The organism is uncultured Flavobacterium sp. (assembly GCF_963975005.1).
Lineage (GTDB): Bacteria > Bacteroidota > Bacteroidia > Flavobacteriales > Flavobacteriaceae > Flavobacterium.
Genome location: NZ_CAXBFR010000019.1, coordinates 1 through 26,370 on the forward strand (window position 1 = coordinate 1; position 26,370 = coordinate 26,370).

General features: G+C 29.1%; 33 protein-coding genes. 11 read left to right on the forward strand and 22 right to left on the reverse strand.

Annotation, left to right across the window (positions count from 1 at the left end; genetic code table 11):
• Positions 1-349: 349 nt before the first annotated feature.
• From AACZ53_RS03930 to AACZ53_RS03945, 4 genes are all read right to left on the reverse strand, one after another.
• Positions 350-580, reverse strand: a complete 231-nt coding sequence (locus tag AACZ53_RS03930; protein WP_339834966.1) for a hypothetical protein — start codon at positions 578-580, stop codon at positions 350-352.
• A 245-nt stretch (positions 581-825) separates the two neighbouring features.
• Positions 826-1,275: a hypothetical protein gene (locus tag AACZ53_RS03935; RefSeq protein WP_339834968.1), complete on the reverse strand. Its 450-nt coding sequence runs from the start codon at positions 1,273-1,275 to the stop codon at positions 826-828.
• Positions 1,276-2,988, reverse strand: a complete 1,713-nt coding sequence (locus AACZ53_RS03940; RefSeq protein WP_339834969.1) for a hypothetical protein — start codon at positions 2,986-2,988, stop codon at positions 1,276-1,278.
• Positions 2,989-3,159: 171 nt separating this feature from the next.
• Positions 3,160-3,417, reverse strand: a complete 258-nt coding sequence (locus AACZ53_RS03945) for a hypothetical protein (RefSeq protein WP_339834970.1) — start codon at positions 3,415-3,417, stop codon at positions 3,160-3,162.
• A gap of 209 nt (positions 3,418-3,626) precedes the next feature.
• Here AACZ53_RS03945 and AACZ53_RS03950 point away from each other — a divergent pair, with 209 nt between their 5' ends.
• Complete coding sequence (locus tag AACZ53_RS03950; protein ID WP_339834972.1) at positions 3,627-4,013, forward strand: helix-turn-helix transcriptional regulator; 387 nt, start codon at positions 3,627-3,629, stop codon at positions 4,011-4,013.
• A gap of 58 nt (positions 4,014-4,071) precedes the next feature.
• On the opposite strand, the gene AACZ53_RS03955 is transcribed toward AACZ53_RS03950, so the two are convergent.
• Both AACZ53_RS03955 and AACZ53_RS03960 read right to left on the reverse strand, forming a co-directional pair.
• Positions 4,072-4,398 carry a hypothetical protein gene (locus AACZ53_RS03955; protein WP_339834973.1) on the reverse strand — a complete coding sequence of 109 codons (327 nt, stop codon included), beginning with the start codon at positions 4,396-4,398 and terminating at the stop codon, positions 4,072-4,074.
• 464 nt (positions 4,399-4,862) lie between these two features.
• Positions 4,863-5,357 (reverse strand): hypothetical protein, encoded by a 495-nt coding sequence (locus AACZ53_RS03960; protein WP_339834974.1) that lies wholly within the window; start codon positions 5,355-5,357, stop codon positions 4,863-4,865.
• 200 nt (positions 5,358-5,557) lie between these two features.
• Here AACZ53_RS03960 and AACZ53_RS03965 point away from each other — a divergent pair, with 200 nt between their 5' ends.
• The 6 genes from AACZ53_RS03965 to AACZ53_RS03990 all read left to right on the forward strand — a co-directional run bounded on the left by AACZ53_RS03965 (position 5,558) and on the right by AACZ53_RS03990 (position 10,186).
• Complete coding sequence (locus AACZ53_RS03965) at positions 5,558-5,767, forward strand: hypothetical protein (protein WP_339834975.1); 210 nt, start codon at positions 5,558-5,560, stop codon at positions 5,765-5,767.
• A complete protein-coding gene (locus AACZ53_RS03970; RefSeq protein WP_339834977.1) occupies positions 5,767-6,039 on the forward strand; it encodes a type II toxin-antitoxin system YafQ family toxin in 273 nt (90 codons plus the stop codon). Before AACZ53_RS03965 ends, AACZ53_RS03970 begins: the two co-directional genes overlap by 1 nt.
• A gap of 350 nt (positions 6,040-6,389) precedes the next feature.
• Positions 6,390-7,568 carry an acyl-CoA dehydrogenase family protein gene (locus AACZ53_RS03975; protein WP_339834979.1) on the forward strand — a complete coding sequence of 393 codons (1,179 nt, stop codon included), beginning with the start codon at positions 6,390-6,392 and terminating at the stop codon, positions 7,566-7,568.
• 169 nt (positions 7,569-7,737) lie between these two features.
• Positions 7,738-8,520, forward strand: coding sequence for a DUF3050 domain-containing protein (locus tag AACZ53_RS03980; protein WP_339834981.1), 783 nt, complete (start codon positions 7,738-7,740; stop codon positions 8,518-8,520).
• Between the two features lie 3 nt (positions 8,521-8,523).
• Positions 8,524-9,237: an SGNH/GDSL hydrolase family protein gene (locus AACZ53_RS03985; RefSeq protein WP_339834982.1), complete on the forward strand. Its 714-nt coding sequence runs from the start codon at positions 8,524-8,526 to the stop codon at positions 9,235-9,237.
• 49 nt (positions 9,238-9,286) lie between these two features.
• Entirely contained in the window at positions 9,287-10,186 is a 900-nt protein-coding gene (locus AACZ53_RS03990; protein ID WP_339834983.1) for a metallophosphoesterase, read from the forward strand.
• Here the strand turns inward: AACZ53_RS03990 and AACZ53_RS03995 are convergent, their stop codons facing one another.
• The 9 genes from AACZ53_RS03995 to AACZ53_RS04035 all read right to left on the reverse strand — a co-directional run bounded on the left by AACZ53_RS03995 (position 10,187) and on the right by AACZ53_RS04035 (position 19,235).
• Positions 10,187-11,203 (reverse strand): hypothetical protein, encoded by a 1,017-nt coding sequence (locus AACZ53_RS03995; RefSeq protein WP_339834985.1) that lies wholly within the window; start codon positions 11,201-11,203, stop codon positions 10,187-10,189.
• Positions 11,181-12,809, reverse strand: coding sequence for an NAD(P)-binding protein (locus tag AACZ53_RS04000; RefSeq protein ID WP_339834986.1), 1,629 nt, complete (start codon positions 12,807-12,809; stop codon positions 11,181-11,183). Before AACZ53_RS04000 ends, AACZ53_RS03995 begins: the two co-directional genes overlap by 23 nt.
• Positions 12,787-14,301, reverse strand: a complete 1,515-nt coding sequence (locus AACZ53_RS04005; RefSeq protein WP_339834987.1) for a polyamine aminopropyltransferase — start codon at positions 14,299-14,301, stop codon at positions 12,787-12,789. The genes AACZ53_RS04000 and AACZ53_RS04005 overlap by 23 nt, the downstream gene beginning before the upstream one ends.
• Positions 14,294-14,509, reverse strand: a complete 216-nt coding sequence (locus AACZ53_RS04010) for a DUF350 domain-containing protein (protein ID WP_339834988.1) — start codon at positions 14,507-14,509, stop codon at positions 14,294-14,296. The genes AACZ53_RS04005 and AACZ53_RS04010 overlap by 8 nt, the downstream gene beginning before the upstream one ends.
• A 187-nt stretch (positions 14,510-14,696) precedes the next feature.
• Positions 14,697-15,839: a DUF4178 domain-containing protein gene (locus AACZ53_RS04015; protein WP_339834990.1), complete on the reverse strand. Its 1,143-nt coding sequence runs from the start codon at positions 15,837-15,839 to the stop codon at positions 14,697-14,699.
• A gap of 91 nt (positions 15,840-15,930) precedes the next feature.
• Positions 15,931-16,293: an S-adenosylmethionine decarboxylase gene (locus tag AACZ53_RS04020; RefSeq protein ID WP_339834991.1), complete on the reverse strand. Its 363-nt coding sequence runs from the start codon at positions 16,291-16,293 to the stop codon at positions 15,931-15,933.
• Positions 16,294-16,527: 234 nt separating this feature from the next.
• Positions 16,528-16,758 (reverse strand): HmuY family protein, encoded by a 231-nt coding sequence (locus AACZ53_RS04025; RefSeq protein ID WP_339834992.1) that lies wholly within the window; start codon positions 16,756-16,758, stop codon positions 16,528-16,530.
• Complete coding sequence (locus AACZ53_RS04030; protein WP_339834994.1) at positions 16,759-17,142, reverse strand: HmuY family protein; 384 nt, start codon at positions 17,140-17,142, stop codon at positions 16,759-16,761.
• 23 nt (positions 17,143-17,165) lie between these two features.
• Positions 17,166-19,235 (reverse strand): TonB-dependent receptor, encoded by a 2,070-nt coding sequence (locus tag AACZ53_RS04035; protein WP_339834996.1) that lies wholly within the window; start codon positions 19,233-19,235, stop codon positions 17,166-17,168.
• Between the two features lie 112 nt (positions 19,236-19,347).
• Here AACZ53_RS04035 and AACZ53_RS04040 point away from each other — a divergent pair, with 112 nt between their 5' ends.
• The 3 genes from AACZ53_RS04040 to AACZ53_RS04050 are packed head-to-tail and all read left to right on the forward strand — an operon-like array spanning position 19,348 to position 20,509.
• Entirely contained in the window at positions 19,348-20,133 is a 786-nt protein-coding gene (locus tag AACZ53_RS04040) for a DUF6607 family protein (RefSeq protein WP_339834998.1), read from the forward strand.
• Positions 20,073-20,237 carry a hypothetical protein gene (locus AACZ53_RS04045; protein WP_339835000.1) on the forward strand — a complete coding sequence of 55 codons (165 nt, stop codon included), beginning with the start codon at positions 20,073-20,075 and terminating at the stop codon, positions 20,235-20,237. Before AACZ53_RS04040 ends, AACZ53_RS04045 begins: the two co-directional genes overlap by 61 nt.
• Before the next feature lie 5 nt (positions 20,238-20,242).
• A complete protein-coding gene (locus AACZ53_RS04050) occupies positions 20,243-20,509 on the forward strand; it encodes a DUF6686 family protein (RefSeq protein ID WP_339835001.1) in 267 nt (88 codons plus the stop codon).
• Positions 20,510-20,626: 117 nt separating this feature from the next.
• On the opposite strand, the gene AACZ53_RS04055 is transcribed toward AACZ53_RS04050, so the two are convergent.
• The 7 genes from AACZ53_RS04055 to trmB form a co-directional block, all read right to left on the reverse strand.
• Positions 20,627-20,956, reverse strand: coding sequence for a ferredoxin (locus AACZ53_RS04055; RefSeq protein WP_339835002.1), 330 nt, complete (start codon positions 20,954-20,956; stop codon positions 20,627-20,629).
• Positions 20,956-22,014, reverse strand: a complete 1,059-nt coding sequence (locus AACZ53_RS04060) for an NAD(P)/FAD-dependent oxidoreductase (protein ID WP_339835004.1) — start codon at positions 22,012-22,014, stop codon at positions 20,956-20,958. Before AACZ53_RS04060 ends, AACZ53_RS04055 begins: the two co-directional genes overlap by 1 nt.
• Before the next feature lie 241 nt (positions 22,015-22,255).
• Complete coding sequence (locus AACZ53_RS04065; RefSeq protein ID WP_026717495.1) at positions 22,256-22,495, reverse strand: NifU family protein; 240 nt, start codon at positions 22,493-22,495, stop codon at positions 22,256-22,258.
• A gap of 1 nt (position 22,496) precedes the next feature.
• Positions 22,497-23,639 (reverse strand): Mrp/NBP35 family ATP-binding protein, encoded by a 1,143-nt coding sequence (locus tag AACZ53_RS04070; RefSeq protein ID WP_339835006.1) that lies wholly within the window; start codon positions 23,637-23,639, stop codon positions 22,497-22,499.
• A gap of 154 nt (positions 23,640-23,793) precedes the next feature.
• On the reverse strand, positions 23,794-24,135 hold the full coding sequence (locus AACZ53_RS04075; protein WP_339835023.1) for an MGMT family protein: 342 nt from the start codon (positions 24,133-24,135) through the stop codon (positions 23,794-23,796).
• Positions 24,135-24,761, reverse strand: coding sequence for a LysE family transporter (locus AACZ53_RS04080; RefSeq protein ID WP_339835008.1), 627 nt, complete (start codon positions 24,759-24,761; stop codon positions 24,135-24,137). The genes AACZ53_RS04075 and AACZ53_RS04080 overlap by 1 nt, the downstream gene beginning before the upstream one ends.
• A 9-nt stretch (positions 24,762-24,770) precedes the next feature.
• Positions 24,771-25,445 (reverse strand): tRNA (guanosine(46)-N7)-methyltransferase TrmB, encoded by a 675-nt coding sequence (gene trmB, locus AACZ53_RS04085; RefSeq protein WP_339835010.1) that lies wholly within the window; start codon positions 25,443-25,445, stop codon positions 24,771-24,773.
• A gap of 102 nt (positions 25,446-25,547) precedes the next feature.
• On the opposite strand from trmB, the gene AACZ53_RS04090 reads away from it, so the two are divergent.
• Positions 25,548-26,366, forward strand: a complete 819-nt coding sequence (locus AACZ53_RS04090; RefSeq protein WP_339835011.1) for a UDP-2,3-diacylglucosamine diphosphatase — start codon at positions 25,548-25,550, stop codon at positions 26,364-26,366.
• Positions 26,367-26,370: the final 4 nt, after the last annotated feature.

The window sequence follows — 26,370 nt, forward strand, 5'->3', positions numbered from 1 at the left end:
ATAAAATGATTACTCATAAAAGTATAGGATATAGTGGAAGATTAGGTAATCAAATGTTTCAATATGCTGCTTTAAAAGCTTTATCTTTGAAAACTGGGTTTGAAATGTTCTTACCAAATAACACTTCTATTAAACCCTTTTACAGGAATACAATCTGAAAAAAGAATAAAATTTGTTGTTTTCAAGTTAAAATATTTTAGAAATAGGTTTTACAAAAGGTTTAGTTATGTTTCGAGAATTTTGATAAGTCTTAATAGCAACAAGCCTACTTTTTGGTTTCACTTGGTTTTGATTTTGTTGATTGTTTTGAATTTCAATCTTAAGGCCATTAAAGATATTTATAGGTTTTTTACTTTCCATTTTTAATTTTTGCAGCTAATTGTGTTTCGATATAAAAATTACACGCTCTATTTATAAAGCTAATTTGCCCTGTAGGATTTATTTCTAAAAAATAATAGTTATTATTGCTATACATTAAATCAGCAGAGCCATAATTCATGTTGAATTTTTTAAAAACACTATCTATTTTTGATTCTATTTCATTAGGTAATTTAAAAGGAATTATTCTTAAATTTTCCATTGTCCAAAGTTTGGTTCTATAATCAATAGTATCATCAAAATTATAAATGCAAGCAGCATAAATTACTCCGTCAATATAAATTACTCTAATTTCAAAATCGGCAATAATTCTTTCTTGAAAAAAAGAAATTGCAAATTCATCAGGAACTTCTTTTAGAATATCTGGTGAAATTCCAAATGTTAAATTAAAATTATAAGAGTATTTGTTGTCTTCATAAAAATAACTGTCTAATATTCTTTTGGAAATTATTCCATTTTTAGATTTATAAAGGTCAAAGAAAATTTTAAGTTTTGTTTTACTCCTGTAATTAAAGTGTGTGGTATTTTTAGCCCTTGCTTTTTGGCTTCTAACATAACATCTAATCGGTTAAATTCAAAATCAGCAAATCTTTTTCCTAGTTTATAAGTTTCTTTTTGTAGTAAATAAGAGTCGTTCAAAACCTCGTAGCATTTGTTTTCATATTCATCACCACTGGAACTAACACCTCCACCATTAAACCAAATACTTTTGATGTTTTCGAGATCAATATTTTCTGAATAATTATTTCTAATGATATAAGAACTGTTTTCACAACTAAATTCCATTTCATTAATATTGATTTTATCAGATTCACTAAATCGAACAAACTCTTCGTCTAAACAATTTATAACATCATTAACAAAATCATCAACATCTTTACTGTAGATTAAAATCATTTATTCTTCCATATAAAATTCCCAATTATCCGTAAGTTTCATAATAAAATTATAGTTTTCGTTATAATATTTATCATACTCTTCAGGATTTTCTTTATTATATTCAGTTACCACATAATTATTATTAAATATTATGAAATTATTTGGGTTATTAAAAATAAATTTCATTTTTTTTATCATTAAATCATTCGCTCCACACGATTTTGAATTGTATAAATTGCCTTTATAAATATGAAAACAAGAATTGTGAAGAAAGATGTTATTTGGACTTCTTTTACTATCATATTCGAGAGAATCTATACTTTTGTCAAGTAGCTTTTGGAGAATATCCAAATTCTTTGGTTTTTGCTGAATGGCATGCCTAATTAATACATTATAACTAGGAGAAAAATTTAAAATAGTATCATTTTTAGTATATACACCTATTTTTTCTTCTGATGGATATCCTTCATTTTTAAGCAATTCAATAAGTTTATCAGTAACTCTTACAGTTGTTTCGTATAAAATTTTAGGTTCTTTTCTATTTTCTAATCCATAATCGGACTGATCTTCTTCAAGTAATTGTTCTAATTGAAGTCTTAAATTTAAATTTATTCTTTTTTTAGCTTCTTTACTAATAGAATCAAAACGAGTTCTAAATTTTTCCCAATCTAAATTCTTTTTGAGGTTACTAAAAATAGTAGCATCAAAATATTTATTATTTATACCTTTATGGGCTAACTTTTCTCCCCAAAAAAATGCGTTTTTATTATCTCTAGATAAAACAGCACATCTAATGGCGTTGTGTATGTCTCTAGCAAATAATGTTGGGTATTCTTTATCTAAAATAAGATAGGTTTCTTTGGCATTTGCATATTGTCTTCTTAAAATATAATTTTCAGCCTTTTCTGTATAAGTATAATAATTTATCTCCTTAAAAGCAGCTTTTTCTTTTTCAATATCGGCTACTAATTTATTATTAATAAGAATTTGTTCAAATTCTTTGTATTTCTTTATTTTAATTTTATTTTTTCTGTTTTTATTTGGCAAATAAATCATAGAGCCGATATCAAAAATTTCGGAATAACAACCACTTCCTCCAAAGGCAAGAATGGAGTTTTTATTAATTTTAGCTTTTATTTTAAACGGTCGCTTTCCTTTTGATGCTAATCTATTATAAGTAGGGTTTTTAAAATAAAATGAAGGAAAAGTGTCTAAAACATGACCGCTTTCAATAATTTCGTTGTTCCATTTTGTTTCAACTTTATCCTTATTTACATAAATATTATAATAACAAGGAGTTATAGTATCTGTTTTTTCGCCAATAAAGACATCAATATAGTTTTTAGGTTCATTTTTTCCATATTTTGCTATATCACCCCATCCACCAGTAATAAATCCTTCGATTTCTAATATACTATCATTTGAATTAAACTTACAACTTTGAAAATGAACTTTGAAAAAATACATTGTCTTACCTTCTGAAAAATCAAATACTCTAAAATCTTTACTATGGAATTCTACTCCATAATTAATTATACCCTTATAGTTTCTATCATCTACAAAATAAGGAATAGTATCTTTTACTATTGGACCCCACTTATCTTTACTCCACCATAAATGATAAGTATTTTCAAATATTTTGTTTTTTTCAAAGTTCTTTTGATTATAAGTTTTATACTTTGTTTTTATTTGTCCTAGAGCTGAACAAATAAAAACAAAATATACTATCAAAAAAAAGAAAGTCTTCAGTAAATTATTTTTCAATTTTAAGTTATATTAATTACTACTTTAAAATAATAAATATTTATTGTCATTTTTAATTTAAAAAACAAGTTTGAATTGTATATAATTCAAACTTGTTGAAAAGGAAACATTTTATTTTTTTTTAAATTATTAATTTAATTAAGGATGGGTTAAGTCATAACAATCTTGTGATGACATTGTTCGCATATTTGATTTTCCATGAAAATATTGAACCCCGTCTCTAATTGAATCCCAAGAATAATTAAAGATAACTGTTTGATATGGGTAAACATTATTAGACCCACATGCTTGACCAGAAGCGGATGTGTCTGTCAATCCTCCATTCAATGTAAACATTTGTTCTCTTTCTAAAACAGCATCTTTAAATTTTGTTTCTTTTAAACTTTCTAATTTCATAATTTGTACTATTAAAGTTATACATTAATTTTAAAAACAAACTTCAACTCAAAACCCTTACTCACTCGTGCACTAGTTTTCTTGATAACGAATATACGGCTTGTTTTATTATTTTCAAACCTATTAAAAATAATCTCACAAAAAGTAAAACTAAAGTTTAATATTTGGTAACAAAAGTTTATTTATATACTTTAGCCAAAACAATACGTATGATATTAGGAGACAAATTATATAGGTTACGAAAAAGCAAGAAACTCTCGCAAGAGCAATTGGCATTAGAGTTGCAAGTTTCTAAAACTGCCATTATTAAATGGGAGCAAAACAAAGCTAAACCTAGTGTAGAAAATATTTTAAAAATTTGCGATTTTTATGAAACTGATTTTTATTCTTTGTTAGAAGATGTTTCTAATATTACAATAAATAACTCTCATCTCAAAGGACAAAATTATGCTGGTTATTTTCAAAATTTCACAGTAAATAATAACAATTCACCAGAACTTATTACTCAAATACAAGAAAATCAATCAAAAATTAATGGCTTGTTTGAACAGCAAAGTATGCTTTTTGAGAGTTTGTTAAAACAATTGCAAAAATAAGTTTATTAGTTTAGGGGTTTAGTTCTAAAAATCTAAATCTAGTTATTTTCCAACCTTCTTACTTCCCAATAGCCATTAACAAAATATCACGTTCAATTTGCAGTTTATTTACTTGTTCTTTTAGAATAGCAATTTCTAGGTTTTTTTCTTCAAAAATATTTTGCGTGGTAGTGTAATCTTGTGGCAATTGCATGGCTATGTCCATAAAAAAATTGTGTTTTAAAATAGTTGCCATTGCAAAAAGTGTTTTGGTTTGTAGGCTTTCTTTTTTTTGATAGCCTAAAATTGTAGCTATATGCACATTCATTAATCTAGCTAATGAAGCTCTTCGGGTGCGTTTGGTGTTGAAATAATGGGTTAGCAAGTTGCCTATGTGTAGTTCCATGATTTTGTTTTTAGTGTAACAAAAATATGTGTTTAGTTTATATTTTGCAATAATTAGTTAATGATTTTTTGGTTTTAATTGATGGTTTATTAATTTTATTTAGTATTATAGTGTATTTAATTAATTATTTTATCTATTTAATTATGCTATTATTTAATTTAGTTAATGATTTGCTGTAATTAGTTTAAGTAATATTACAATTATTTTTTAATTTGATATATTTAGTTGATTTATTGTTGCTTTTAATTGTTGTTTTGATGTGTAATGAGTTCCTTCCTTCATCAGGATGACAAGTTTGAGGAGAGAGAGTTTGTGGTAGTGTTTTGTTGTGAGGTTTTATATCATATTAACAACTTTGATTTTTGAAATTGAATTTGCCATTGCCATTGTAAAAGATTCCTACGGAATGACAAATTGAGAAAAAGAAGCATAAAAAAACCACTCATTTGAGTGGCTACTAATTTTTATACTTCATTGTTTTGGGTTCTTCCAGTGGAGTTGCCCTGTGCGTCAAAACGGACTTTTAATTTGTCATACGATGCTTTGGCATTAGCAATGCCACTTTCGTTTGCGTTTTTAAAAGCTGCATAAATTACGGTTGCTTGCCCATAAGCTTCGTGTCCTGCTATTCTTTTAGCATCGGCAACTCTTTGTAATGCGTTATTCAAGGCACTCTCCGCTTGGTCTAGTTGGTTGAAAACATTCATGTCGCTTTGCATGTTGGCAATGTTTACAAATCCTGGTAAAATACCTGTTCCACTTTGTTGGGCTTCGGCTAAGCAATCCTCAGCAAAAACCTTGTTGGCAACGTTTATGGCATTGTAGCCCAATCGTTGTTCATCGGTTAAAGTTGTGTTTGTAGGCACTTTTGAAAGTATTGTAGCAATACTTGTGTTAATAGCTGTAACATCGGCTGCTGTGAGCGTTACATTAATTCTGTTTTCTGATAAATTTGACATGCTAGATAAAATTTAAAATTAAACTCAAATGTATATATTTTTTCAATATCTTTTAAAAAGTCAGAAAAATATTTCTTGTAACTTTTGGAAGGTTAACTGATTATGGATTTAAGTGTAAAGAAGTTTAATTCTAAAAATCCAACATTCTAATTATCTAAAAAATCTTTTCAGTATCTTTGTGTATCTAAAAGATTAAAATTATGACAACTATAACTTTAAAAATTAACGAAAAATCAAAAGCAGGTAAATTACTAACCGCTATGATAGATTTATTGAGTAAAAATAAAAGTGATGTTGAAATTGTAACAACTCCAAATTTTGAAACTTTAAAAGCTATGGAAGATGCAATAAATGGAAAAGTTATTAGAGCTAAAAATGCTAAAGAATTACTATCTATATTAAAATCATAATGTTTACAGTAGTTGCTACAAATAAATTTAAAAAAGATTTTAAACTTTGTATTAAAAGAGGTTTGAATATAGATTTAATTGAAGAGGTTATTTTACAACTGGAAGAGTCAGGAACTTTACCTGCAAATTTTAAACCTCATGTATTAAAAGGAAATTTTAAAGGATTTTGGGAATGTCATATTCAACCCGATTGGCTTTTAATATGGCAACAAGATGACGAAATTAAACTTATTTCGCTAACTCGAACTGGCACTCATTCTGATTTATTTTAAATTAATCGATAAGTTAATTAGTAATCGATATTTGATTTATCTTTATTGCCATGGCCCAGATTACTTCATTGGTTAAAATTTTCTATAGGTATTCAGTGCACGTTGTTTGTAACGGCATCCTTTTTGTTTTTTAGATTGCTTGGTGCCTCGCAATGACATGAAATAAAAAGATATGGCGTATAGGTGGAGATTGCTTCAAAAAATTGGTAATGACAAATATAAAAATATAACACTTGTTCTTTACTTTGTTAAATTTCTTTATGTAAATTTGCAAACGATTTCGCAAGTAAAATTTATACTAATAATAAGATTGCTTCGCTCCACTGCGTTGCACTCGCAATTACAAAATTATGAAACCAGATTTATTTCAAGCACCTGATTACTATAACTTAGACGATTTATTAACCGAAGAACACAAATTAGTTCGTGATTCTGCTCGTGCATGGGTGAAAAAAGAAGTTTCTCCTATCATTGAAGATTACGCTCAACGTGCCGAATTCCCTAAACAAATTATTAAAGGTTTGGGTGAAATTGGTGGTTTTGGCCCTTATATTCCAGAAGAATATGGTGGAGCTGGTTTAGACCAAATTTCGTATGGTTTAATCATGCAAGAAATTGAAAGAGGTGATTCTGGTGTTCGTTCTACTTCTTCTGTACAATCTTCATTGGTAATGTATCCAATTTGGAAATACGGAAACGAAGAACAAAGACAAAAATATTTACCAAAATTAGCTACTGGAGAATTCATGGGTTGTTTCGGATTAACGGAACCTGATCATGGCTCAAATCCAAGTGGAATGACTACTAATTTTAAAGATATGGGTGATCATTATCTTTTAAATGGGGCTAAAATGTGGATTTCAAATGCTCCTTTTGCAGATATTGCAATTGTTTGGGCAAAAAATGAAGAAGGAAGAATTCACGGTTTAATCGTAGAACGTGGAATGGAGGGTTTTTCAACTCCAGAAACGCATAATAAATGGTCACTTCGTGCTTCTGCTACTGGTGAATTGATTTTTGATAACGTGAAAGTGCCAAAAGAAAACTTATTACCAAACAAATCTGGTTTAGGTGCTCCACTTGGATGTTTAGATTCTGCTCGTTATGGTATTGCTTGGGGAGCTATTGGTGCTGCAATGGATTGTTATGATACAGCTTTGCGTTATGCAAAAGAAAGAATCCAATTCGACAAACCAATCGCGGGAACGCAATTGCAACAAAAGAAATTAGCTGAAATGATTACTGAAATCACAAAAGCACAATTATTAACTTGGAGATTAGGAGTTCTTAGAAATGAAGGAAGAGCAACAACTGCTCAAATTTCGATGGCTAAAAGAAACAATGTGGATATGGCAATTCATATTGCACGTGAAGCTAGACAAATTTTAGGTGGAATGGGAATCACAGGTGAATATTCAATCATGCGTCACAGTATGAATTTAGAGTCTGTAATTACTTATGAAGGAACACACGACATTCATTTATTAATTACTGGAATGGATATTACTGGAATCCCTGCTTTTAAGTAAGAAATTCCAAAAAAAAATTCCAAATTCCAAAAGTGGAAAGATTCAAATTAAACAATAAATAAAATTTATACAAAATGCTTCTCATTGTCGAGAAGCATTTTTACTTTTGTAGAGTAATTAAAACCTTTTGTTTTAGTTTTTGCATATATCTAAATAGAAATATATAATCATGAATACAACTACAATAAATTCAGCTATTTCAAACCATAAAGAGCAATTGTTAAATCACTCTTTGTATAACAACGTTAAAACCATTGAAGATTTACATCATTTTTTAGAAAATCATGTTTATGCTGTTTGGGATTTTATGTCGTTGTTAAAAGCTCTTCAAAATACTTTAACTTGTACAACTACTCCCTGGATGCCTATTGGAAATCCAGAAATTCGTTATTTGATAAATGAAATTGTGGTAGCTGAAGAAACCGATTTGTCATTGGATGGAAAACGTCAAAGTCATTATGAGATGTATCTTGATGCAATGAAAGAATGTGGCGCAAAAACCAATGAAATCAACTTATTTTTAGAAGATGTTGAAAGTACAAGAAATATATTTGTTTCTATCAAACAAAGTAATTTACATCCAAATGTGAAAGCTTTTTTAGATTTTACTTTTAGAGTAATTGAACAAGGAAAACCTCATGAAATTGCGGCTGCTTTTACTTTTGGAAGAGAAGATTTGATTCCGAATATGTTTACTGAAATTTTAAAGAATTTTCAAAATAATTTCCCTGAAACGGATTTATCTAAATTGATTTATTATTTTGAAAGACATATTGAATTAGATGCTGATGAACATGGACCAATGGCTATGCAAATGATTGATGAATTATGTGGAACTGATGAAAAAAAATGGAAAGAAGTAGAAACCGTTTCTATTGATGCTTTAGAGAAAAGAATTGGGCTTTGGAATGCTATTGAAGAGCAAATTCTACATTCTGAACTGACCTGTTAATACATGAAAAATTATATTTCCATACTGCTACTGTTTTTTTTAATCCTTTTATTGAGCTGTAGCAGTGAGGAAAAAATAATTAAGAAAACTCCCTCAAATACAATTAAAAACCGTAAGGTTTTAGCCTTAGGAGATAGTTATACGATTGGTCAAAGTGTTTGTCAAACCTGTAAGTTTCCCGAACAATTAAAAGATAGTTTACTTGCAAATTTACCCGATACTTATAGTGTTTCGCTTCAAGTTATTGCACAAACAGGTTGGACAACTACAAATTTAATTTCGGCAATTGATACTCAAAATCCAAGTTCTGATTTTGATTTAGTGACTTTATTAATTGGAGTAAATAACCAATATCAAAACAAACCTTTTTCTTTGTATGAAACTGAATTTCCTCAATTAGTTACTAAAGCAATTGCATTTGCTAAAGGAAATAAATCAAAAGTAATTGTAGTTTCAATTCCAGATTATGCTTACACTCCTTTTGGACAAGGAAGTAGTAATTCGCAAAACATTTCAACTCAAATTGATGAGTATAATTTATTTGCTAAAAATTATTGTGATACAAATACTATTGCATTTGTAAACATTACAGATATTACTCGTTTAGGTTTACAGCAAACTAATTTAGTAGCTAATGATGGTTTACATCCTTCTGAAATTGCTTATTCTAAATTTGTGGAACGAATTCTATCTTTAGCTTTGGAAAAAATAGAGTAAAAAATTTCAATCCTCTGAGATAATTTATACTTTAGATGAAATTTTTATCATGTCATCACAAACTAGACTAGACAAAGCATATAAAGAAGCCAAGCGAATAGGTTTTAATAATACTTCAAAATTCATTTTGTTTAGTGATTGCCATCGTGGTGATAGTAGTTTTGCCGATGATTTTGCTAATAATCGAAATATTTATTATCACGCTTTACAACATTATCATAAAGAAGGTTATTCGTATATTGAACTAGGCGATGGTGATGAATTGTGGGAAAACATGTTTTTTAAAGATATTTTTGAAGCCAATAAAAATGTCTATTTGTTGATGCAAAAATTCTTTAATGAAAATAGATTGCATCTAATTTTTGGTAATCACGATTTTGTTTATAAAAATCCAAACGTTGTAAAACGATTACTAACTGAATATTTTGATACTAAAGAAGGTAAAAATGTGCCTTTATTTCCAAATATCAAATTCAATGAAGGAATAGTTTTAGAACATCGAGAATCGAATCAAGACTTATTTCTTGTACATGGGCATCAAGCCGATTTTATGAATTATGTGGGTTGGAAATTCAATCGTTTTTTGGTACGTGTTTTATGGAAACCTTTGCAAGTTTGGGGCATTAAAGACCCAACAAGTCCAGCCAAAAATTATATTGAATTAATAAAGGTGGAAAGAAGAATCAAAAAATGGATTGCTGATAACGGAAATAAAATTACAATTACTGGACACACACATAGACCACGATTCCCAAGTCCAAGTGAAAATGCTTTGCATTATTTTAATGATGGTAGTTGCGTACATCCAAGGAGCATAACCGGAATTGAAATTGCAGCTGGAAATATATCTTTAATAAAATGGTTCATAGACACTAAAGAAGATGGTACACTTCAAATTGTAAAAGAAATTTTAGAAGGACCAGCTCGATTGGAGGATTATAAAAAGTAATTATTTGTTGTTCTTCCATATAAATCCGTCTAAAAGATAATGGGTAAATTGAGGAACTGTTAATAAAGGAACTAAAATAAATTGCCAATCTTTAATTGCTATATTGCCATTAAAATGTTCTTGCCATACGGAAACTTCCCAAAAATATTCTTCTGAGAAAGCAAATAAAAGTAAAATAATTAGAAAAGCTAATAACCCTTTGATTTTTTTTAAATAGAAAAGAAATCCCAAGTCATTATTTGACTTTAAATCAATTTCCTTTAAATATACTAATGCAATGTAAGGAATACCATGAGAAACAACATTTAACAATGTAAATACTAAATCATTGTTGTAATAAACTATTCCAAAATACCAAGACAATATTGTTCCTATTATAATGAGGTTTTTAGGAATATTAAAGTAATTTTCTTTTAAGTATAATGTAATAGTTCTGCTAACATAAAATGAAATTATTATAAAATATAAAGCGGTAAGAACCTTAATCAAAAAAGGATTTTCATATTTAAAAAACTCGTTTTCTACAAACCAATTGAACTCTCGCTTTGGAGAAAAAAACCAATATAACATTGGATAAACTGTTGCGGTATAAATAATTAAAGCATCAAAATTACGATTAGATTTCGTTTTGACTTCCTTTCTAGCATAAAGCCTAACGAAGCCGTATTGCTGTTTAACAAAGTGAAAAACGGCAACATAAGCTAAAAAAGACCAGAAAACTGTACTTCCAAATCGAAACAAAACAAAACCAATTACAAAACATAATATCGGTAATGTCAATAATAATTTTTTTCTTTTTTTAAATTCACTTCCTACAAAATAGGTTTTAAATAATGTAGCATAAACATGAGCCACATCAATAAAAACGATTAAAAATAACCAAGTATAAAAAGAATATTGTTCTTGTATTTTACTGATATATCCTTGAAACAAGAATACTAATGCCAATACAAAAAATGGTGGCATTACAATAAAAATAAAATCTGTTTTAGCTTTATGTATCCAAGGTTGATTCATCTAATATTTTGTTTACAACATTAATTCCTTGATGAAATGCTTCTTCGAATATTGAAATTCCTGACAAATCACTATGAGCAAAATAGATTTTTTTATAAATAGCTTTTGAAGCTTCTTTTATTTCATCTCCTTTTAAGAACCCAGGAATAGGACTAATCATTCCGTGACCCATTCTGTGAACTTCGATAGACTCAATATGTTGTTCAATTTTTGGATGCGCAATTTTTAAATCACTTAATACTAAATTTTTAAAATATTCATCTGTTTGTTTAAGTAAAAATTTTCTGTCTTTTTTACAGTCATTAGAACTAAAACTATAATAATATGTAATGACTTTTTTATCGATAATCTGTTCTAAATTTTGATGTTGATTGTAGACATAACCTAAACCTTTCCCTCCATAAATAACATTATCCCAACAAAGAGGAAAACTTCCATTATCTTCTAATTCACTAACAACTAAAGTAGCCGTAAACCAAGGAGCATAATTAAACTTATCGTAGATTTCCTTTCTACTTTTGAATAAATATTTATTAATGTATTGAGGTGTTGCTACTACTATTTTTTGTGCTTTAATTTCAATTGTCTTATTTGATTTTTCATCAAAAACTAAAGCAGATGCATTATTCGTATTTATCTGAATATCAAATACCAAATGATTATTTAAGGTTTTTTCTTCTGCATATTTTTTTAAATGATATGTCAATCTTCCATTTCCCTCTGGCCAAGTTAAAACTGTATCATCGTACATTTTATGATCGTGTTTTCTTGACGCAAAATAATAAATTCCAGCCCAAGCAGAAACATATTTTATCCCTAAACCAAAATCATCTCTACAACAATAATTAACATATTCAAGCAGCTCTTCAGTATCAAAATTATGCTGCTCCATCCATTCTTTCATCGTAATTACATCTAAAGAATGTAAGCTAGAATCTTTTGATGAAAAAGCTAAGGGAATGTCAAAAAAGTACTTGTTGTCTTCCCCTTTTTTCAATCTAAAATCATTCATATTATCAAGAAATAATTCTAATTGAATATCAGTTTTATCTGAAATACCAAGCTTTGGAATTAAATTTTTTTGCCAATCATTTTTAATAAACAAACGCTCATTTGGATCTGAACACAATTGCTCTTCATCAAAAATGGGTAAATTTTCTTTGTAACCTAAAATAATTTTTGACTCTTCTAAAAATTGTAATAATTCCTTATCTCTAACATTTGGCAAAGGTAAATAATGAGCTGCTAGCGGAAATTTGGAATACGCATTTTCACCATTTGAAGCATTTCCTCCTAAATTACTTTCTAATTCAATAAGCAAAAAATCCTTGATTCCTTTTTTAGATAATTGCCTCGCAGCTGCTAAACCTGTAATTCCTCCTCCTATTATTAAATATGGTATTTCAATTGTTTGTGATGGTTTAGGGAAGTCTTTTAACCACAATCGATGTCCAAGTATTTGATTTGTACCTGATAATTTAAGGATATAATTCAGCACTTTATCTTTACATGAAACAACAAATTGAGGTATAACTGTTAAAATAGAAAATGCTGAAATGCCTTTAATAAAATTTCTTCTTGATTTATAATTTTCCCCATTCTTCATCAAAATAGCGTACTAAAATTTGGTTATCTAATCGGTTAATTTCGACATCTTTTGCTATCATGTCTTTTGAAAATTGATTTAAATTATGGTAATCATAAGTATAAAAACGTAAGTCTTCAACTTTTCTATTTACACCATCAAATTTAAATGATGCATTATTTGAAGTAATTGTGTAACCCCATTCCCCAAATGATGGAACATATACATGATATGCATCTGTATTAGGAAATACCGTTTGAACGGTTTTATTGATACACCAAAAAGATTTTGGAGCAAAATAAGGTGATGTAGTTTGAATTACAACAACAGCATTTGGTGCTAAAATTTTATCTAGTGCTTTATAAAACTTTAATGAATACAACTTTCCTAAACTATAACTTGATGGATCTGGAAAATCAATAATCACCACATTAAATTTATCTTGATTATCTTTTACCCAAAGAAAAGCATCTTTATTAAACACTTTTAACTTTGGATTATCAAAAGAGTTATTATTTAATTTTTTTAGTACTGGATTTGTTTTAAAAATTTTAGTCATTTGATGATCTAAATCAACTAGTGTAATGTTTTTCACATCTTTATATTTTGCTATTTCTCGAACAGCCAAGCCATCGCCACCACCTAGAACTAAAACATTATTGACGTTAACTGCACTTGACATTGCTGGATGAACCAATGCTTCATGATATCTGTACTCATCAGCAGAACTAAATTGTAGATTATTGTTTAAATACAGTTTGTAATCATTTTTTTGATGTGTTAAAACTATTCGTTGATAAGGTGTTGTGTTAGTAAAGACAATATTTTCACCATATAGCTTTTCTTCCGAAAAAGATAAAATTTTATCAGAAAACACAAAGAAACTTAGTAAAACTAAAAATGAAAAAATTGCTTTTGCTTTTAAAAAATAGGCTTTTTTAATTTCATTTTGAAGAATAAAACACAACGAAATTGCTACAGATAAATTTATCATTCCAAAAAATAAGGAAGTTTTAATTATACCTAAATAAGGAATAAAAACCAGTGGAAATAAAACAGAAGCCAGCAAAGCCCCTATGTAATCGAAAGTAAAAACATTAGAAACTAAGTCGCTAAATTTTACTTTATCTTTCAAAATATTCATGAGCAAAGGAATTTCTAAACCAACCAAGCAACCTGTTATGAATACTAAAAAATATAAAATAAATTGAAAATAAGCTACTTTTTCAAATAAAAGAAATAAAATTACTGAACTCAAACCACCAACAACACCAACGATAATTTCTATCTCAATAAAAGTATTGAGTTGGTTTTTTTTTATGAATTTAGCAAAATAAGAACCTATACCCATTGAAAAAAGATAGACTCCAATGATGAACGAAAATTGTTTTACGGAATCGCCTAATAAATAACTAGCCAATGTTCCTGCAACTAATTCATAAATTAATCCGCAAGTAGCAATAACAAAAACTGCAAAAAGTAAAAGATATTCGAATTTAAAAATTTTAGCCATGAATAGCTGCACTAATGATTAAAGAAATTCCGATAATCATGGCTGCAAAAACTATGGCTAGGGCTGTATTCTTGTTTTGAACTATTTCTTTCCAAGTATTTTCTGGAGTAAGTTTTTCAATAATATAGTAGCTTATAATTAAAATTATTACCCCTATAACTGAAAAAATCAAAGAATTTATTATTCCTTTTAATGCAATATATTCCATAGTATTGTTATTTATGATAAAATCGATTTACTGTTCCGTGAGTTGATTTATTGTTTGTTGAATTATATTTTTCTGTAGTTTGACAATCACAAAATCTGCTTCCCGTGAAAGTATAATAGGTAAATATAGAATAGACCAAAACACCTATTAGAATAGACCACTTATTATTTATAAAAAATTGTTTCATTTAAGACTGATTAAAAGGTGAAAAGTCACTACTCTCCCATCTGTTATATTCAAAATTTCTTTTCCAAATGTAAATAATAATAAAAGCAAGTCCTAAAAAGAGCAAACTAAACATAAAATTCCATACAGAAGATTCGTTCCAGGTAGCAGAAATGTTAATACCTTTATTAGATGAGTCTGTTTCTTGCTTCATGGGAGCTATTATAAGGTGATATTTACCTTGAGCCACACCACAAATATTAAATTTAGTAGATGTACTTCCTTCTTTCCAATTTTCACCATCTGTGTAACCATGATAATATTCAATGTCTTTTTGAGCTGTTTCCTCTTGATTATTTGATTCATTAACCAAAGTTATTTGAGCATTTGCCCAAGAATTATCCACATCTGTACTTGCAGAAATAAAAAGTGGCCCTGGACTTCCTACTAATTCAAATGATGGTGAAATAAATTCTTTATCTTTAAAATCGTCAAAATCTATTGAAGTTGACATAACATTTTGCTCCGTTCTATTTAAATTTAAATAAAGATAAGTTCCTAATGTAGCTGCTCCAAAAACCAAAAAAATTATTAATGTATTATAAAGATTAAACAAAAAAGGCTCAACTGCTCCAACACCAGATTTTATTGGTATTTGCTCTATATTGAAAATATTTTTAATTGCCTTTGAAGTAATATATTCTCCATGATAAACATATTCTTTATTATTAATCTTTTCAATTGATAAAATAAATGGAGGACAAATATATTCTTCAACTTTTACTGCTTTTAAAGGCATGTCGAATTCATAAAAACCTATAGCTTTAGCAACAAAAGAATCTGTCTTTTCAAATAAATTATAAGTTAAATCTTTATAAGCTAAAATTTTATTCTTTTTTGAAATATCTATAAAATCGTTAACCTCACGTAGAAGAATCCAATGACCATCAGATTCTGATAAATATTTAACTTTCCCACTTTTAGACATTAAAGTATATTCTCTCCAATAAAAAGAACCATGCACTCTTTTGATTAATAGTCCTACAACTTCATATAATTCATTATCAAACTTTCCTTTTATTCCAATAGATAAAAGCGCTTCTTCTTGATTATAGTCGTATTTCTTTTCTTTACTTAAAGTTCCTTTTTCATTAATTGAGTACAAGGTATTGCAATTATAGCATCCAAAACTCATCAAATTTATATGAGCCTCAATAGAAGATTTTGTTTTACAATTAGGACAAGTTAACTCCATATTATCTTTCTACTTCTGTTTTTTTAATGATTTCTGCTTTGAAATATTTAATAAATTCATTGGCTAAATTTTTAACTTTAAACGTATTGTTTTGAGAATAATTACACAAGTACACATCAAGCGTTAAAGTGTTAATTTCAGGCCAAGTATGAATACAAATATGAGATTCCTTTAAACAATATGCAATTGTAAAACTTTCATTTTCAAAAACAAATGATGTTAATCCAACTTTCTCTAATTTAAAATCTAACAACAAACTATCCGTAAAATCAACAAACCCTTTAAGGTTAATTAATTTAGAAGTTTCAGAAACTTTGAGTGTAAGTAAAGTATGTAATCCCAAAGGATTAAGGTTATCATTCATTTAATAAAATATAAACACCGTAATTATACGTCATTTTTTTTAAAAGGTTACAACTTTGAGAATAATTTTTTTCTTAATATATGTTTAAAACTTTTAAATAAAAATTTAAGCAATATTTGTTAAAAGAAACATTATAAAGATTAATGCAATTAGAGGATTATAAAAACAAATAAGGCTGTCAAAACATTAATTTCGACAACCTTATTACTAAAAAGCTAACACAATCTAATAGTTCTAAAAATTAGTTTCACTTGCTGGTTGATACATATATTTAAATGTAAAATATCTTGAAGGAGAAGTTAAATCTGGGATTGCTGGTGCATTTACGTAATAACTTAAAATTTCAAATTTAGCATATTTACCATTGTATGTTTTTACCACATAAACTTTTCCTGCAACAGGTGAAATAATATGCGTTGCAGGGTTATAGTCATACCAAGGTTCAGCAAAAGCATAAGTTCCCACTCAATCTTGTGCAAAAGTTGCTGCTGCTGGAATTGTAGTTACATTTTCAAATATAGAAGACAAAGTGCTTACTGCAGCAACTCCTGTTCTTGTTGGTTCATCGGTTAAACCAATTTCTGTTCCTCCATTGACAATTAAAGTTGTTCCTCGAAAAGCAATATCCCAATTATCATTAGTTACTACTGCATTTTCAGCAAAACTAAATTTTGTGAATTCTCCTGCTGTAGGTTGTCCTTGTCCACCAGATTGTGGAGCATATAAATTAGAGAAAGTCTTGGTTTCTAAAGCTGCTGGTGTCGTTGTTGGTGTTGCATCATCATTGCTACAAGAAGCAAAAGAAATAAAAAGAGCTAGAATGGAAAGTTTAAAAAAATTGGTTTTCATAATTATATATTTAGATTAATTTGTTAAAAATTGAATTGTAATCTGGCAAAAACTTGTCTGCCTGATAAGTTGCTTATTTCATTGGGATTCGTAAAATCAAAAAGATTATTTGCTCCGATTTGAATTGCTGTTTTTTTAGTAATTTCGTTAGTAATTGAAAGATTTGTCAAAAAATAACCTCTGACAAAAGCATCGTAATCGTCTAAAATTTGATTGTTATTTGAATCTAGTATTCCATATTTGCTTCGATAGAAAACTCTAAGATTTACACTCGTTTTCAATGTAGGAATGGTATACAAAATTTTAAAATTAGCTGTATGTTTTGAACGGTTTAACAAGCCAAAATAATCCGTTTTTTTAAGTTGAAAAGAAGCTAAAGTGTTTTGATCTCTGGCAAAAAATTCTCCTTTTTCGAGAGACTCTAAAACAGACTTATCTTTTGCAACAAGATATTGGTAGCCCAAAGAGAATTTTAAATCATTGCTAAAATTGTAATGCAAATTATTCTCAATTCCGTAAGTGAAAATTTTATCAATATTGAAGTAACTAAATACGTTTTGCCCATTGGTTTTTTGAGCAATTACTTTAGTGTCAATTAAATTTGAAATCGTATTATAAAACAAATTGGTTTCCCATTTAAATTTTCCTTTTTCGTAGTAACTACCCAAATTGACATTAATTGAGCTTTCAGGTTTAAGAGCATCATTAAAGTCAATTCCATTGGTTTTAAATAAAATTTGCCCTTGATTTTCTAACTCATTCAAACGAGCTTCAGCCACATTATATCCAAAAACAGTATAACCAACTGCAGAGTTTGTGAAATCAAAGTAAAGTTGCCTGAAATCTGGTGCTTTAAATCCATATCCTACAGATGATTTTAAAGATAAATTAGAAGTAACTTTATAATTCACAGCTAATTTTGGACTAAACTGCGATTGATATTGGTTGTGATTATCATATCTAAATCCTGCTAAAATATTCCACTTTTTTGTCGGATTATAATCATATTGCAAAAAGGCATATTGCGAATTAAAGGTAATTTTTGAACTGAAATAAGAACGATCTAAGGTTTCATTATTCATTCCTATTCCTCCAGTTAATTTGCTTTCATTAATGGAAATTGTAGTTCTTATTTCTGGTCGAAAAAGCCATTGGCTATAGAAATTGTCTTCAAAAAGTTGGTTATTTGAATCTTTTAAAAACTCATCTGTTTTATAATTTGTGGTGTAAATTTCGTACTCAGAATTTATGGTTGAACTCCATTTTTGTGTGACTTTAAATTGCGAGTTCCACTCATTTATAGTTGATTTTCCTTCATAATTTTCATCTGAAATAATGGATTTATAATCTTGTTTTTGATTGTAAAATCGTGTTCCTACAATTAATTTTAAATCCTTTGAAAAATCATAATAAAATTTAGGTTGAAAGGTGAAATTATGAAAAGGTTCAACCGTTTTTTCTGGAGTTGATTCGTTTAAATCATAGCCTTTTGTAGCAAAATAATTTACAAAAACACTTCCTGAAAATTTCTTTTTTTTCCAAATAAGATTGGCATTGGTATCATGAGTTTCAAAAGTTGCGTAACGATAAGAAGCACTTCCAGAAAGTACATCATTTTTTGGCTTTTTTGTAATAATATTGATAACTCCTGCTAAAGCTTCTGAACCATACAAGGAAGATGAAGCTCCTTTTACAATTTCAATTCTATCTATATTTCCAACACTAATTCTTGATAGATCTAATGTTCCAGCACTTCTTCCAACTAGAGGAACACCATCTATTAAAATCAATGTGTAAGCAGCATCTAATCCTTGGACTTGAATTCCTTCTACACCACCAAAATCTGGAATTGTAATTAATCCTGTTTGCTCAAATAAGATTTCATTTAACCTAGTTACACCCGCTTTTGAAATAGCATCTGATGTTATAATTGAAGTAGGAAGTGGCAATGAGGCTAAGTCTCTTTCTGTTCTTGTTGCTGTAACAACCACTTCATTTAATTGATTTGTTGTCAAAGAGTCAACCTGAGTTTCTTGCGAAAAACAAAGAGAAAAATTCAAGCTATACAGTGAGAGAAAAAGTAACTTTTTCATTATTTAGAATTAGTCTTAATAAATTTATTTCTGCAAATATATATGTTATTTTTATTTATTCTAAATAAATTTAATATTTTTGCACTAGAAATTTTTAAACAAAAAACTTATCATGAAAAAAAAAATTGCTCTTTTATTAGCAACAATTTCACTATCTGTTAGTTATGCACAAGACAAACAAAAAGACGTTGCATCAATCAAAAAAATGTGTGGTTGTTATGAAGTGGAATTCAATTTTACTGAAACGTTTCAGACAACTAAAGATTCAACCTACAAAGCTTCTCCAACTAAAAAAGATCATGGATTAGAATGGGTAGAAATAGTAGAAGATTCTCAAAACAAGTTGGTTTTACAACATTTATTAATTGTAAATGATGAAATGATTATCAAACATTGGAGACAAGATTGGTTGTATGAAAACACTAAATTTTATCAATTCTTCAAAGACAAAACATGGAAATATGAAAAACTAAATCCAAAAGATGTAAAAGGTCAATGGACACAAAAAGTATATCAAGTAGATGATAGTCCAAGATATGAAGGAACAGGAACTTGGATTCATAAAAACGGAAAAGATTATTGGATGAATATTACTGATGCACCTTTACCAAGAAGAGAACACACCATTAGAAATGACTATAATGTTTTAGAAAGAAGAAATATTCATGAAATCACTGATTATGGTTGGTTACACGAACAAGATAATAAAAAATTAGTCCGTGATGATAAAGGAAATGATACGGAAATTGCTCAAGAAAAAGGATTGGATTTGTATGTGAAAGTAGAAGACTCTAAATGTAAAGCGGCTCAAAACTGGTGGAAAGAAAATGGAACACTTTGGAAAACGTTAGAGCAAAATGGCAAACTGTTTTTGATGCTGATAAAGACATTCATTTAGAAAAAAGCGTTGACAACAAACCTTTATTTTCTCATTTATTTGACTTAAAACCAACAGCAAGCAATGCCGAAACGGATAAAATTATCGATTCATTTGTAAAATAAAAATCATGTGTAATCATTTTAAATACTTAACGAAAAATAGAAATGGGTTTTTGGTATATTGTGCAAAATCAAAAGCCTATCAACTTTCTTATAAAAATTTAAACTTCAATCTAACAATTGAAGAATTAGATAGTTTACTTATGTATTTAAAAAATATTGATTGTGATTATTGGGAAAAAGAATATGAAAATTCTATTTATCAAAAGAAGATTCCGATTCCCACTTTGCAAACTAACTTAATGATCTTGTTAGAACGACATGAAGTTTTTTAACTTTTAGTTTTACTAGATTTTGCAAAGCCTAAGGAATATCTTTCTATATCTGATATAGATTACCCAATACATTTAAACTAAAAAAAAGCGAGAAAATTAAATCTCGCTTTTTTGTTTTTATTGTTCTGGTGCAATTTCTAACTCTAGACCTTCAAGGTCTTCTGTGAGATGAATTTGGCAACCTAACCTACTGTTCTCTTTTACATGATAAGCATCGGCTAACATAGCTTCTTCATCGTCGTTGCGTTCTGTCTTTAAAACATCATTCACGACATAACATTGACAAGAGGCACACATTGCCATTCCACCACAAATTCCAACGGTTCCTTCTTCTGCTAATTCATAAGAACGAATTAATTCCATGACATTCATGTTCATGTCTGTTGGAGCTAAAACTTCGTGTTTAACACCATTTCTATCTGTGATAAATATTGTAACGTCAGTCATTAGTCAATTGATTTAACTACTGCTTTTTCAGCTTCTTTTCTTGTACCGTCAAAACCATCAACTCCTGAAACTGTAGTATATTTTAGAACATAACGCTTTCCTGGGTTGATTCTATTATAAACACTTTGACACATCAATGTTGCTTCATGGAAACCACAAAGAATCAGTTTTAATTTTCCTGGATAAGTGTTTACGTCACCAATCGCGTAAATTCCGTCAATGTTGGTTTGGTAATCTAAAGCGTTATTTACTTTGATAGCGTTTTTCTCAATTTCTAATCCCCAATTAGCAATTGCTCCTAATTTTGGAGTCAAACCGAAAAGTGGAATAAAATAATCGGTTTCAACATTCATTCTAGCTCCATTCATTACAATGTCGATAGATTCTATTCTTTCAGCTCCACAAAATCCAACAACTTCGGCTGGAGTTATCATTTTTATTTTTCCTTCATCTTTTAATTCCTGCACTTTTTCTACAGAATCTAAAGCTCCTCGAAATTCATTTCTTCTGTGTACTAAAGTTACAGATGAAGCAACATTAGTTAAGAAAATACTCCAATCTAATGCAGAATCTCCACCACCAGCAATAACTACATTTTTGTTGCGATATTTTTCTGGATCTTTGATAAAATAATCAATTCCTCTATCGTTTTGTTCGTAGAAATCTACATCTTTTAACAAAGGTTTTCTAGGTTCAAAAGTTCCTAATCCTCCTGCAATTGCAATTGCTTTTGCTTTATGTTTTGTTCCGTTATTTGTGGTAACAATAAATGTTCCATCTTCTAATTTATCAATTGTTTCTGCTGTTTCCCCAAGAGTAAATCCTGGTTGAAATTGCTTAATTTGTTCCATTAAATTAGTTACCAAATCTCCAGCTAATACTTCTGGATAACCTGGAATATCAAATATTGGTTTTTTTGGATATAATTCTGCTAATTGACCACCTGGTTGAGGCAAAGCGTCGATAATATGGCATTTTAATTTTAATAATCCTGCTTCAAAAACGGTGAAAAGTCCCGTTGGACCAGCACCGATTATTAGTATATCTGTTTCAATCATTTTTTATAAGTTGCAAAGTTTGATGTTGCAAAGTTGCAAAGATGTTTTGAGTTATTTTATGACTTTTATCACTTAACGGTTGCGTTAAGGATTACTTCACACTACATTTGTTTTATATAGGAGTTCAGTGAACTTTCTTCGTTTGGAACGGCATCTTTTTATGGAATGCAATGGAATAGAAGATATAGTGGATAGCCTGACCCTTGTGGTAACGCCTTCTTTCGACAAGCTCAAGATTAGGTTATCCTATATTTTCTACCGTTTCTATTTGAGGAACCACTCTTTTGATTGTAGATTCAACTCCAGCTTTCATGGTGCTTTGATTGATATTACAACTGTTGCATGCTCCTTCTAAACGAACCTTAACGTGTTTGCCATCGATAATATCCATTAAAGTAATGTTTCCACCGTCGGAAATTAAGAATGGTCTAATCTCGTCTAAAGCTTTTTCTACACTAACTTTTAAATCTTCTGTGTTCATTTTATTTTCCTTTTACAGCAGAACAACCTGCCATTGTAGTGATTTTTATAGCTTCTGTTGGTGCTAAATTTTCATTTCTTGCAATTGTTTCTTGCACTACATTTCTTGTAATTTCTTCGAAAATTCCTTCTAAAACCGAACCTGTTTGCAATGCTGCTGGACGACCGTAATCTCCTGCTTCGCGAATGCTTTGTACCAATGGAACTTCTCCTAACAAAGGAACGTTTAAGTCTTCTGCTAAGTTTTTAGCCCCTTCTTTTCCAAAGATATAATATTTGTTGTTTGGTAATTCTTCTGGTGTGAAATAAGCCATGTTTTCAATAATTCCTAATACTGGAACTTTGATAGCTTCTGACAAGAACATTGAAACTCCTTTTTTAGCATCTGCTAAAGCTACAGCTTGTGGTGTACTTACAACTACTGCTCCGGTTATTGGAAGCGATTGCATGATTGATAAATGAATATCTCCTGTTCCTGGTGGTAAATCGATTAGCATGAAGTCTAATTCTCCCCAATGTGCATCGAAAATCATTTGGTTTAGGGCTTTTGAAGCCATTGGTCCTCTCCAAATTACAGCTTGATCTGGTTTTGTAAAAAATCCGATAGAAAGCATTTCTACTCCGTAACTTTTTACAGGTTCCATTTTTGATTTTCCTTCAACTTCAATTGAATTTGGTTTTGCGGTTTCAACATCAAACATAATTGGCATTGATGGGCCGTAAATATCAGCATCTAAAACTCCAACTTTAAAGCCCATTTTTGCTAATGTTACTGCTAAATTAGCTGTGATAGTTGATTTACCAACGCCCCCTTTTCCTGAAGCAACTGCAATAATATTACTAATTCCTGGAATTTGTTTTCCTTTAATCAAGTTCGGGTTTTCTGGTTTTTCTGGAGCTTCAACCTTTATGTTGACTTTTATTTTTGCTTTTTCGTATACTTTTTCGTGTATCACTTTCATGATATCTACTTCAGCTCTTTTTTTGATGTGTAAAGCTGGTGTTCTTAATAATAAATCAACTACAACCTCATCTCCAAAAGTGATTACATTTTGAACTGCACCACTTTCAACCATGTTCTTTCCTTCGCCAGCAACTGTAATAGTTTCTAAGGCTTTAAGGATTTCTTTTCTATCTAACTTCATCTTAACTTTTTTAAATCAAAATAGTTTAGTCTTTATTTAAACTAAATATCAATTGCAAAGATAGTTAGAAGTTTACTAGTTTGAAAGCAACAAGGTTTAAAGTTTTCTTATAATTAGATAGTTGTAATTTATAATTCAATTTTACTGGGAAATCCTAAAAATCAGGTTCCCAAAAATGCTTTTCAAAATCTATAATTTTATTGTCAATTATTTCAATTCCTTCTGATTCTAAAAGTTGTTGCATTAAGTTAGTTCCATCAAAATGGTGTTTGCCCGAAAGTAATCCAACTCGATTGACCACCCTATGTGCCGGAACATCTTCCCTATTGTGTGAAGCATTCATTGCCCAACCAACCATTCTTGCTGAACGAGCTGCTCCAAGTGCTTTTGCTATCGCACCATAAGAAGTCACTTTGCCATAAGGAATTTGCCGAGCTACTTCATAAACTCGTTCAAAGAAGTTGTCGTTATTTGGCTTTTGATCTAGCAAACGAATTACGTTGAAAACATTTTGTATAAAGAAGTAATTGCGACAATTCCGGTTACAGCGGCAATTAAAAAATTAATGTTGTTAGTAATAAATCCTACTTTATGTTCTATTTTTTTGAATAAAATAGCATACAAATAAAAAATAAAATACGTTCCTAAAGCGGCTGCAATAGAGAAAATTATTATAGATAACAATGAAAAATCAAATACATTTTTTGAAGCCAATGTTAAACTAACAAAAGCATAATAAGGAATTGCAAACATGTTTAAAGACGATAATGAAATCCCATAAATAAGGCGATTTTTCTTGTCTTTTATCTCTACTTCTACTTGTGGTTTTTTTGCTTTTAGGCCTGCATAAAGAAATGCTATAGTCAAAAGAATAAAAATTACAACTCCAAATTTCTTTAAGTTATCACTAATTACAGGATGACTATCTAAAAATTTTGCGAAATAAAGTCCCGTGAAACATTGAATTAAAACTACCAAAACAGCTCCATATGAAAACAATAAAGCTTGCTTCTTACTTTCGGTGATGCTTAATTTAGCTATAGTCATGTTAAGCATTCCAGGTGCTATGATGCCGACCGCTGCAATTAAAAAACCTAAAATAAAGGGTAGAATTATACTCATAAGTGTTCTCTATTTAATTCTGAATTTAATATATGTAATTGCTTTGTTTTTCTCTAAATATTGATTTTCATAAAACGTTTGAATACTTGTAACTTCAGATGGTGAACCTTCGTTTACATATATATCATGATTGGCATAAATTACCTCATGCCCTTCACCGTGTAACAAACCTAAAGTATAACCGTGCATGAATTCGCTATCCGTTTTTAGATTCATTATTCCAGCATCTTTTAAAATTCTTTTATAGCGTTGTAAAAACTCAGTGTTTGTCATTCTGTGTTTTGTACGCTTATATTTTATTTGCGGATCTGGAAAAGTAATCCAAATTTCATCCACTTCATTTTCGGCAAAACAATCTTCTATTAACTCAATTTGAGTTCTTAAAAAGGCAACGTTTTTCATTCCTTCATCAACAGCTGTTTTTGCTCCTCTCCAAAATCTTGCTCCTTTAATATCAATACCAATGAAGTTTTTATCTGGACTATGCTTTGCTAAACCTACGGAATATTCTCCTTTTCCACAACCCAATTCTAATACTAAAGGATTGTCATTTTTGAAAAATTCACTATTCCACTTTCCTTTTAAAGGAAAACTTCCTGATGTTACTTCTTCTCTGGTTGGTTGAAAAACATTATCAAATGATTCGTTTTCTTTAAAGCGTTTTAATTTATTCTTACTTCCCACTACAATTTATTTTTTGGTAAAATTAATAAAAATAAAGTTTTGATAATCTTTATATAACTTTATTCCCTTCAAAAAGCTCTTATTTTGTAAAAATATTTTATTTTGAAGAAAAGAAAAGTAGAATTGGTCGTTATTTCGGATGTTCATCTCGGAACTTATGGTTGTCATGCTAAAGAATTATTAGCCTATTTATCGTCTATTAAACCGAAAACATTAATTCTTAACGGAGATATTATTGATATTTGGCAATTTAGAAAATCTTATTTTCCTCAAAATCATCTAAAAGTAATTAAAAAAATAATTTCTTTAAGTTCAAAAGGTACAAAAGTGTATTATTTGACAGGAAATCATGATGAGTTTTTAAGAAAATTTACCGATTTGCATTTAGGAAATTTAAGTTTACTCAACAAGTTAGTTTTAGACTTAGATGGTAAAAAAGCTTGGATTTTTCATGGTGATGTTTTTGATTCTTCCATTACTCATGCTAAATGGCTGGCAAAATTAGGTGGTTGGGGTTATGACATGTTAATTCTAATCAATCGTTTTATTAATTGGGTATTAGCTAAAATGAATAAAGAACCCTATTCGCTCTCTAAAAAGATAAAAAACAACGTAAAATCTGCCGTTAAATTCATTACTAATTTTGAAAGTGTTTGTACTGAATTAGCTATTGAAAATAACTATGATTTTGTGATTTGTGGCCACATTCACGAACCAAAAATGGAAAAAATAAAAACAGACAAAGGGGAAACAATGTATTTAAATTCTGGCGATTGGATTGAAAATTTAACGGCTTTAGAATACAATAATAAAAAGTGGAAACTTTACAGACATGATATTCACAAAGTTGATGTTGAAGAAGAAAATTTTGAATATGAAAATAAACTAGCCGAACAATTTATATCTGTTTTAAAAAATTAAATTT

Bases quoted from the DNA above. Each gene is read 5' to 3' on its own strand.
- AACZ53_RS03930 (WP_339834966.1), bottom strand. From the start codon at position 580: ATGGAAAATTTAAGAATAATTCCTTTTAAATTACCTAATGAAATAGAA.
- AACZ53_RS03935 (WP_339834968.1), bottom strand. From the start codon at position 1,275: ATGATTTTAATCTACAGTAAAGATGTTGATGATTTTGTTAATGATGTT.
- AACZ53_RS03945 (WP_339834970.1), bottom strand. From the start codon at position 3,417: ATGAAATTAGAAAGTTTAAAAGAAACAAAATTTAAAGATGCTGTTTTA.
- AACZ53_RS03950 (WP_339834972.1), top strand. From the start codon at position 3,627: ATGATATTAGGAGACAAATTATATAGGTTACGAAAAAGCAAGAAACTC.
- AACZ53_RS03955 (WP_339834973.1), bottom strand. From the start codon at position 4,398: ATGGAACTACACATAGGCAACTTGCTAACCCATTATTTCAACACCAAA.
- AACZ53_RS03960 (WP_339834974.1), bottom strand. From the start codon at position 5,357: ATGTCAAATTTATCAGAAAACAGAATTAATGTAACGCTCACAGCAGCC.
- AACZ53_RS03965 (WP_339834975.1), top strand. From the start codon at position 5,558: ATGACAACTATAACTTTAAAAATTAACGAAAAATCAAAAGCAGGTAAA.
- AACZ53_RS03970 (WP_339834977.1), top strand. From the start codon at position 5,767: ATGTTTACAGTAGTTGCTACAAATAAATTTAAAAAAGATTTTAAACTT.
- AACZ53_RS03975 (WP_339834979.1), top strand. From the start codon at position 6,390: ATGAAACCAGATTTATTTCAAGCACCTGATTACTATAACTTAGACGAT.
- AACZ53_RS03980 (WP_339834981.1), top strand. From the start codon at position 7,738: ATGAATACAACTACAATAAATTCAGCTATTTCAAACCATAAAGAGCAA.
- AACZ53_RS03985 (WP_339834982.1), top strand. From the start codon at position 8,524: ATGAAAAATTATATTTCCATACTGCTACTGTTTTTTTTAATCCTTTTA.
- AACZ53_RS03990 (WP_339834983.1), top strand. From the start codon at position 9,287: ATGTCATCACAAACTAGACTAGACAAAGCATATAAAGAAGCCAAGCGA.
- AACZ53_RS03995 (WP_339834985.1), bottom strand. From the start codon at position 11,203: ATGAATCAACCTTGGATACATAAAGCTAAAACAGATTTTATTTTTATT.
- AACZ53_RS04000 (WP_339834986.1), bottom strand. From the start codon at position 12,809: ATGAAGAATGGGGAAAATTATAAATCAAGAAGAAATTTTATTAAAGGC.
- AACZ53_RS04005 (WP_339834987.1), bottom strand. From the start codon at position 14,301: ATGGCTAAAATTTTTAAATTCGAATATCTTTTACTTTTTGCAGTTTTT.
- AACZ53_RS04010 (WP_339834988.1), bottom strand. From the start codon at position 14,509: ATGGAATATATTGCATTAAAAGGAATAATAAATTCTTTGATTTTTTCA.
- AACZ53_RS04020 (WP_339834991.1), bottom strand. From the start codon at position 16,293: ATGAATGATAACCTTAATCCTTTGGGATTACATACTTTACTTACACTC.
- AACZ53_RS04030 (WP_339834994.1), bottom strand. From the start codon at position 17,142: ATGAAAACCAATTTTTTTAAACTTTCCATTCTAGCTCTTTTTATTTCT.
- AACZ53_RS04035 (WP_339834996.1), bottom strand. From the start codon at position 19,235: ATGAAAAAGTTACTTTTTCTCTCACTGTATAGCTTGAATTTTTCTCTT.
- AACZ53_RS04040 (WP_339834998.1), top strand. From the start codon at position 19,348: ATGAAAAAAAAAATTGCTCTTTTATTAGCAACAATTTCACTATCTGTT.
- AACZ53_RS04050 (WP_339835001.1), top strand. From the start codon at position 20,243: ATGTGTAATCATTTTAAATACTTAACGAAAAATAGAAATGGGTTTTTG.
- AACZ53_RS04055 (WP_339835002.1), bottom strand. From the start codon at position 20,956: ATGACTGACGTTACAATATTTATCACAGATAGAAATGGTGTTAAACAC.
- AACZ53_RS04060 (WP_339835004.1), bottom strand. From the start codon at position 22,014: ATGATTGAAACAGATATACTAATAATCGGTGCTGGTCCAACGGGACTT.
- AACZ53_RS04065 (WP_026717495.1), bottom strand. From the start codon at position 22,495: ATGAACACAGAAGATTTAAAAGTTAGTGTAGAAAAAGCTTTAGACGAG.
- AACZ53_RS04070 (WP_339835006.1), bottom strand. From the start codon at position 23,639: ATGAAGTTAGATAGAAAAGAAATCCTTAAAGCCTTAGAAACTATTACA.
- AACZ53_RS04080 (WP_339835008.1), bottom strand. From the start codon at position 24,761: ATGAGTATAATTCTACCCTTTATTTTAGGTTTTTTAATTGCAGCGGTC.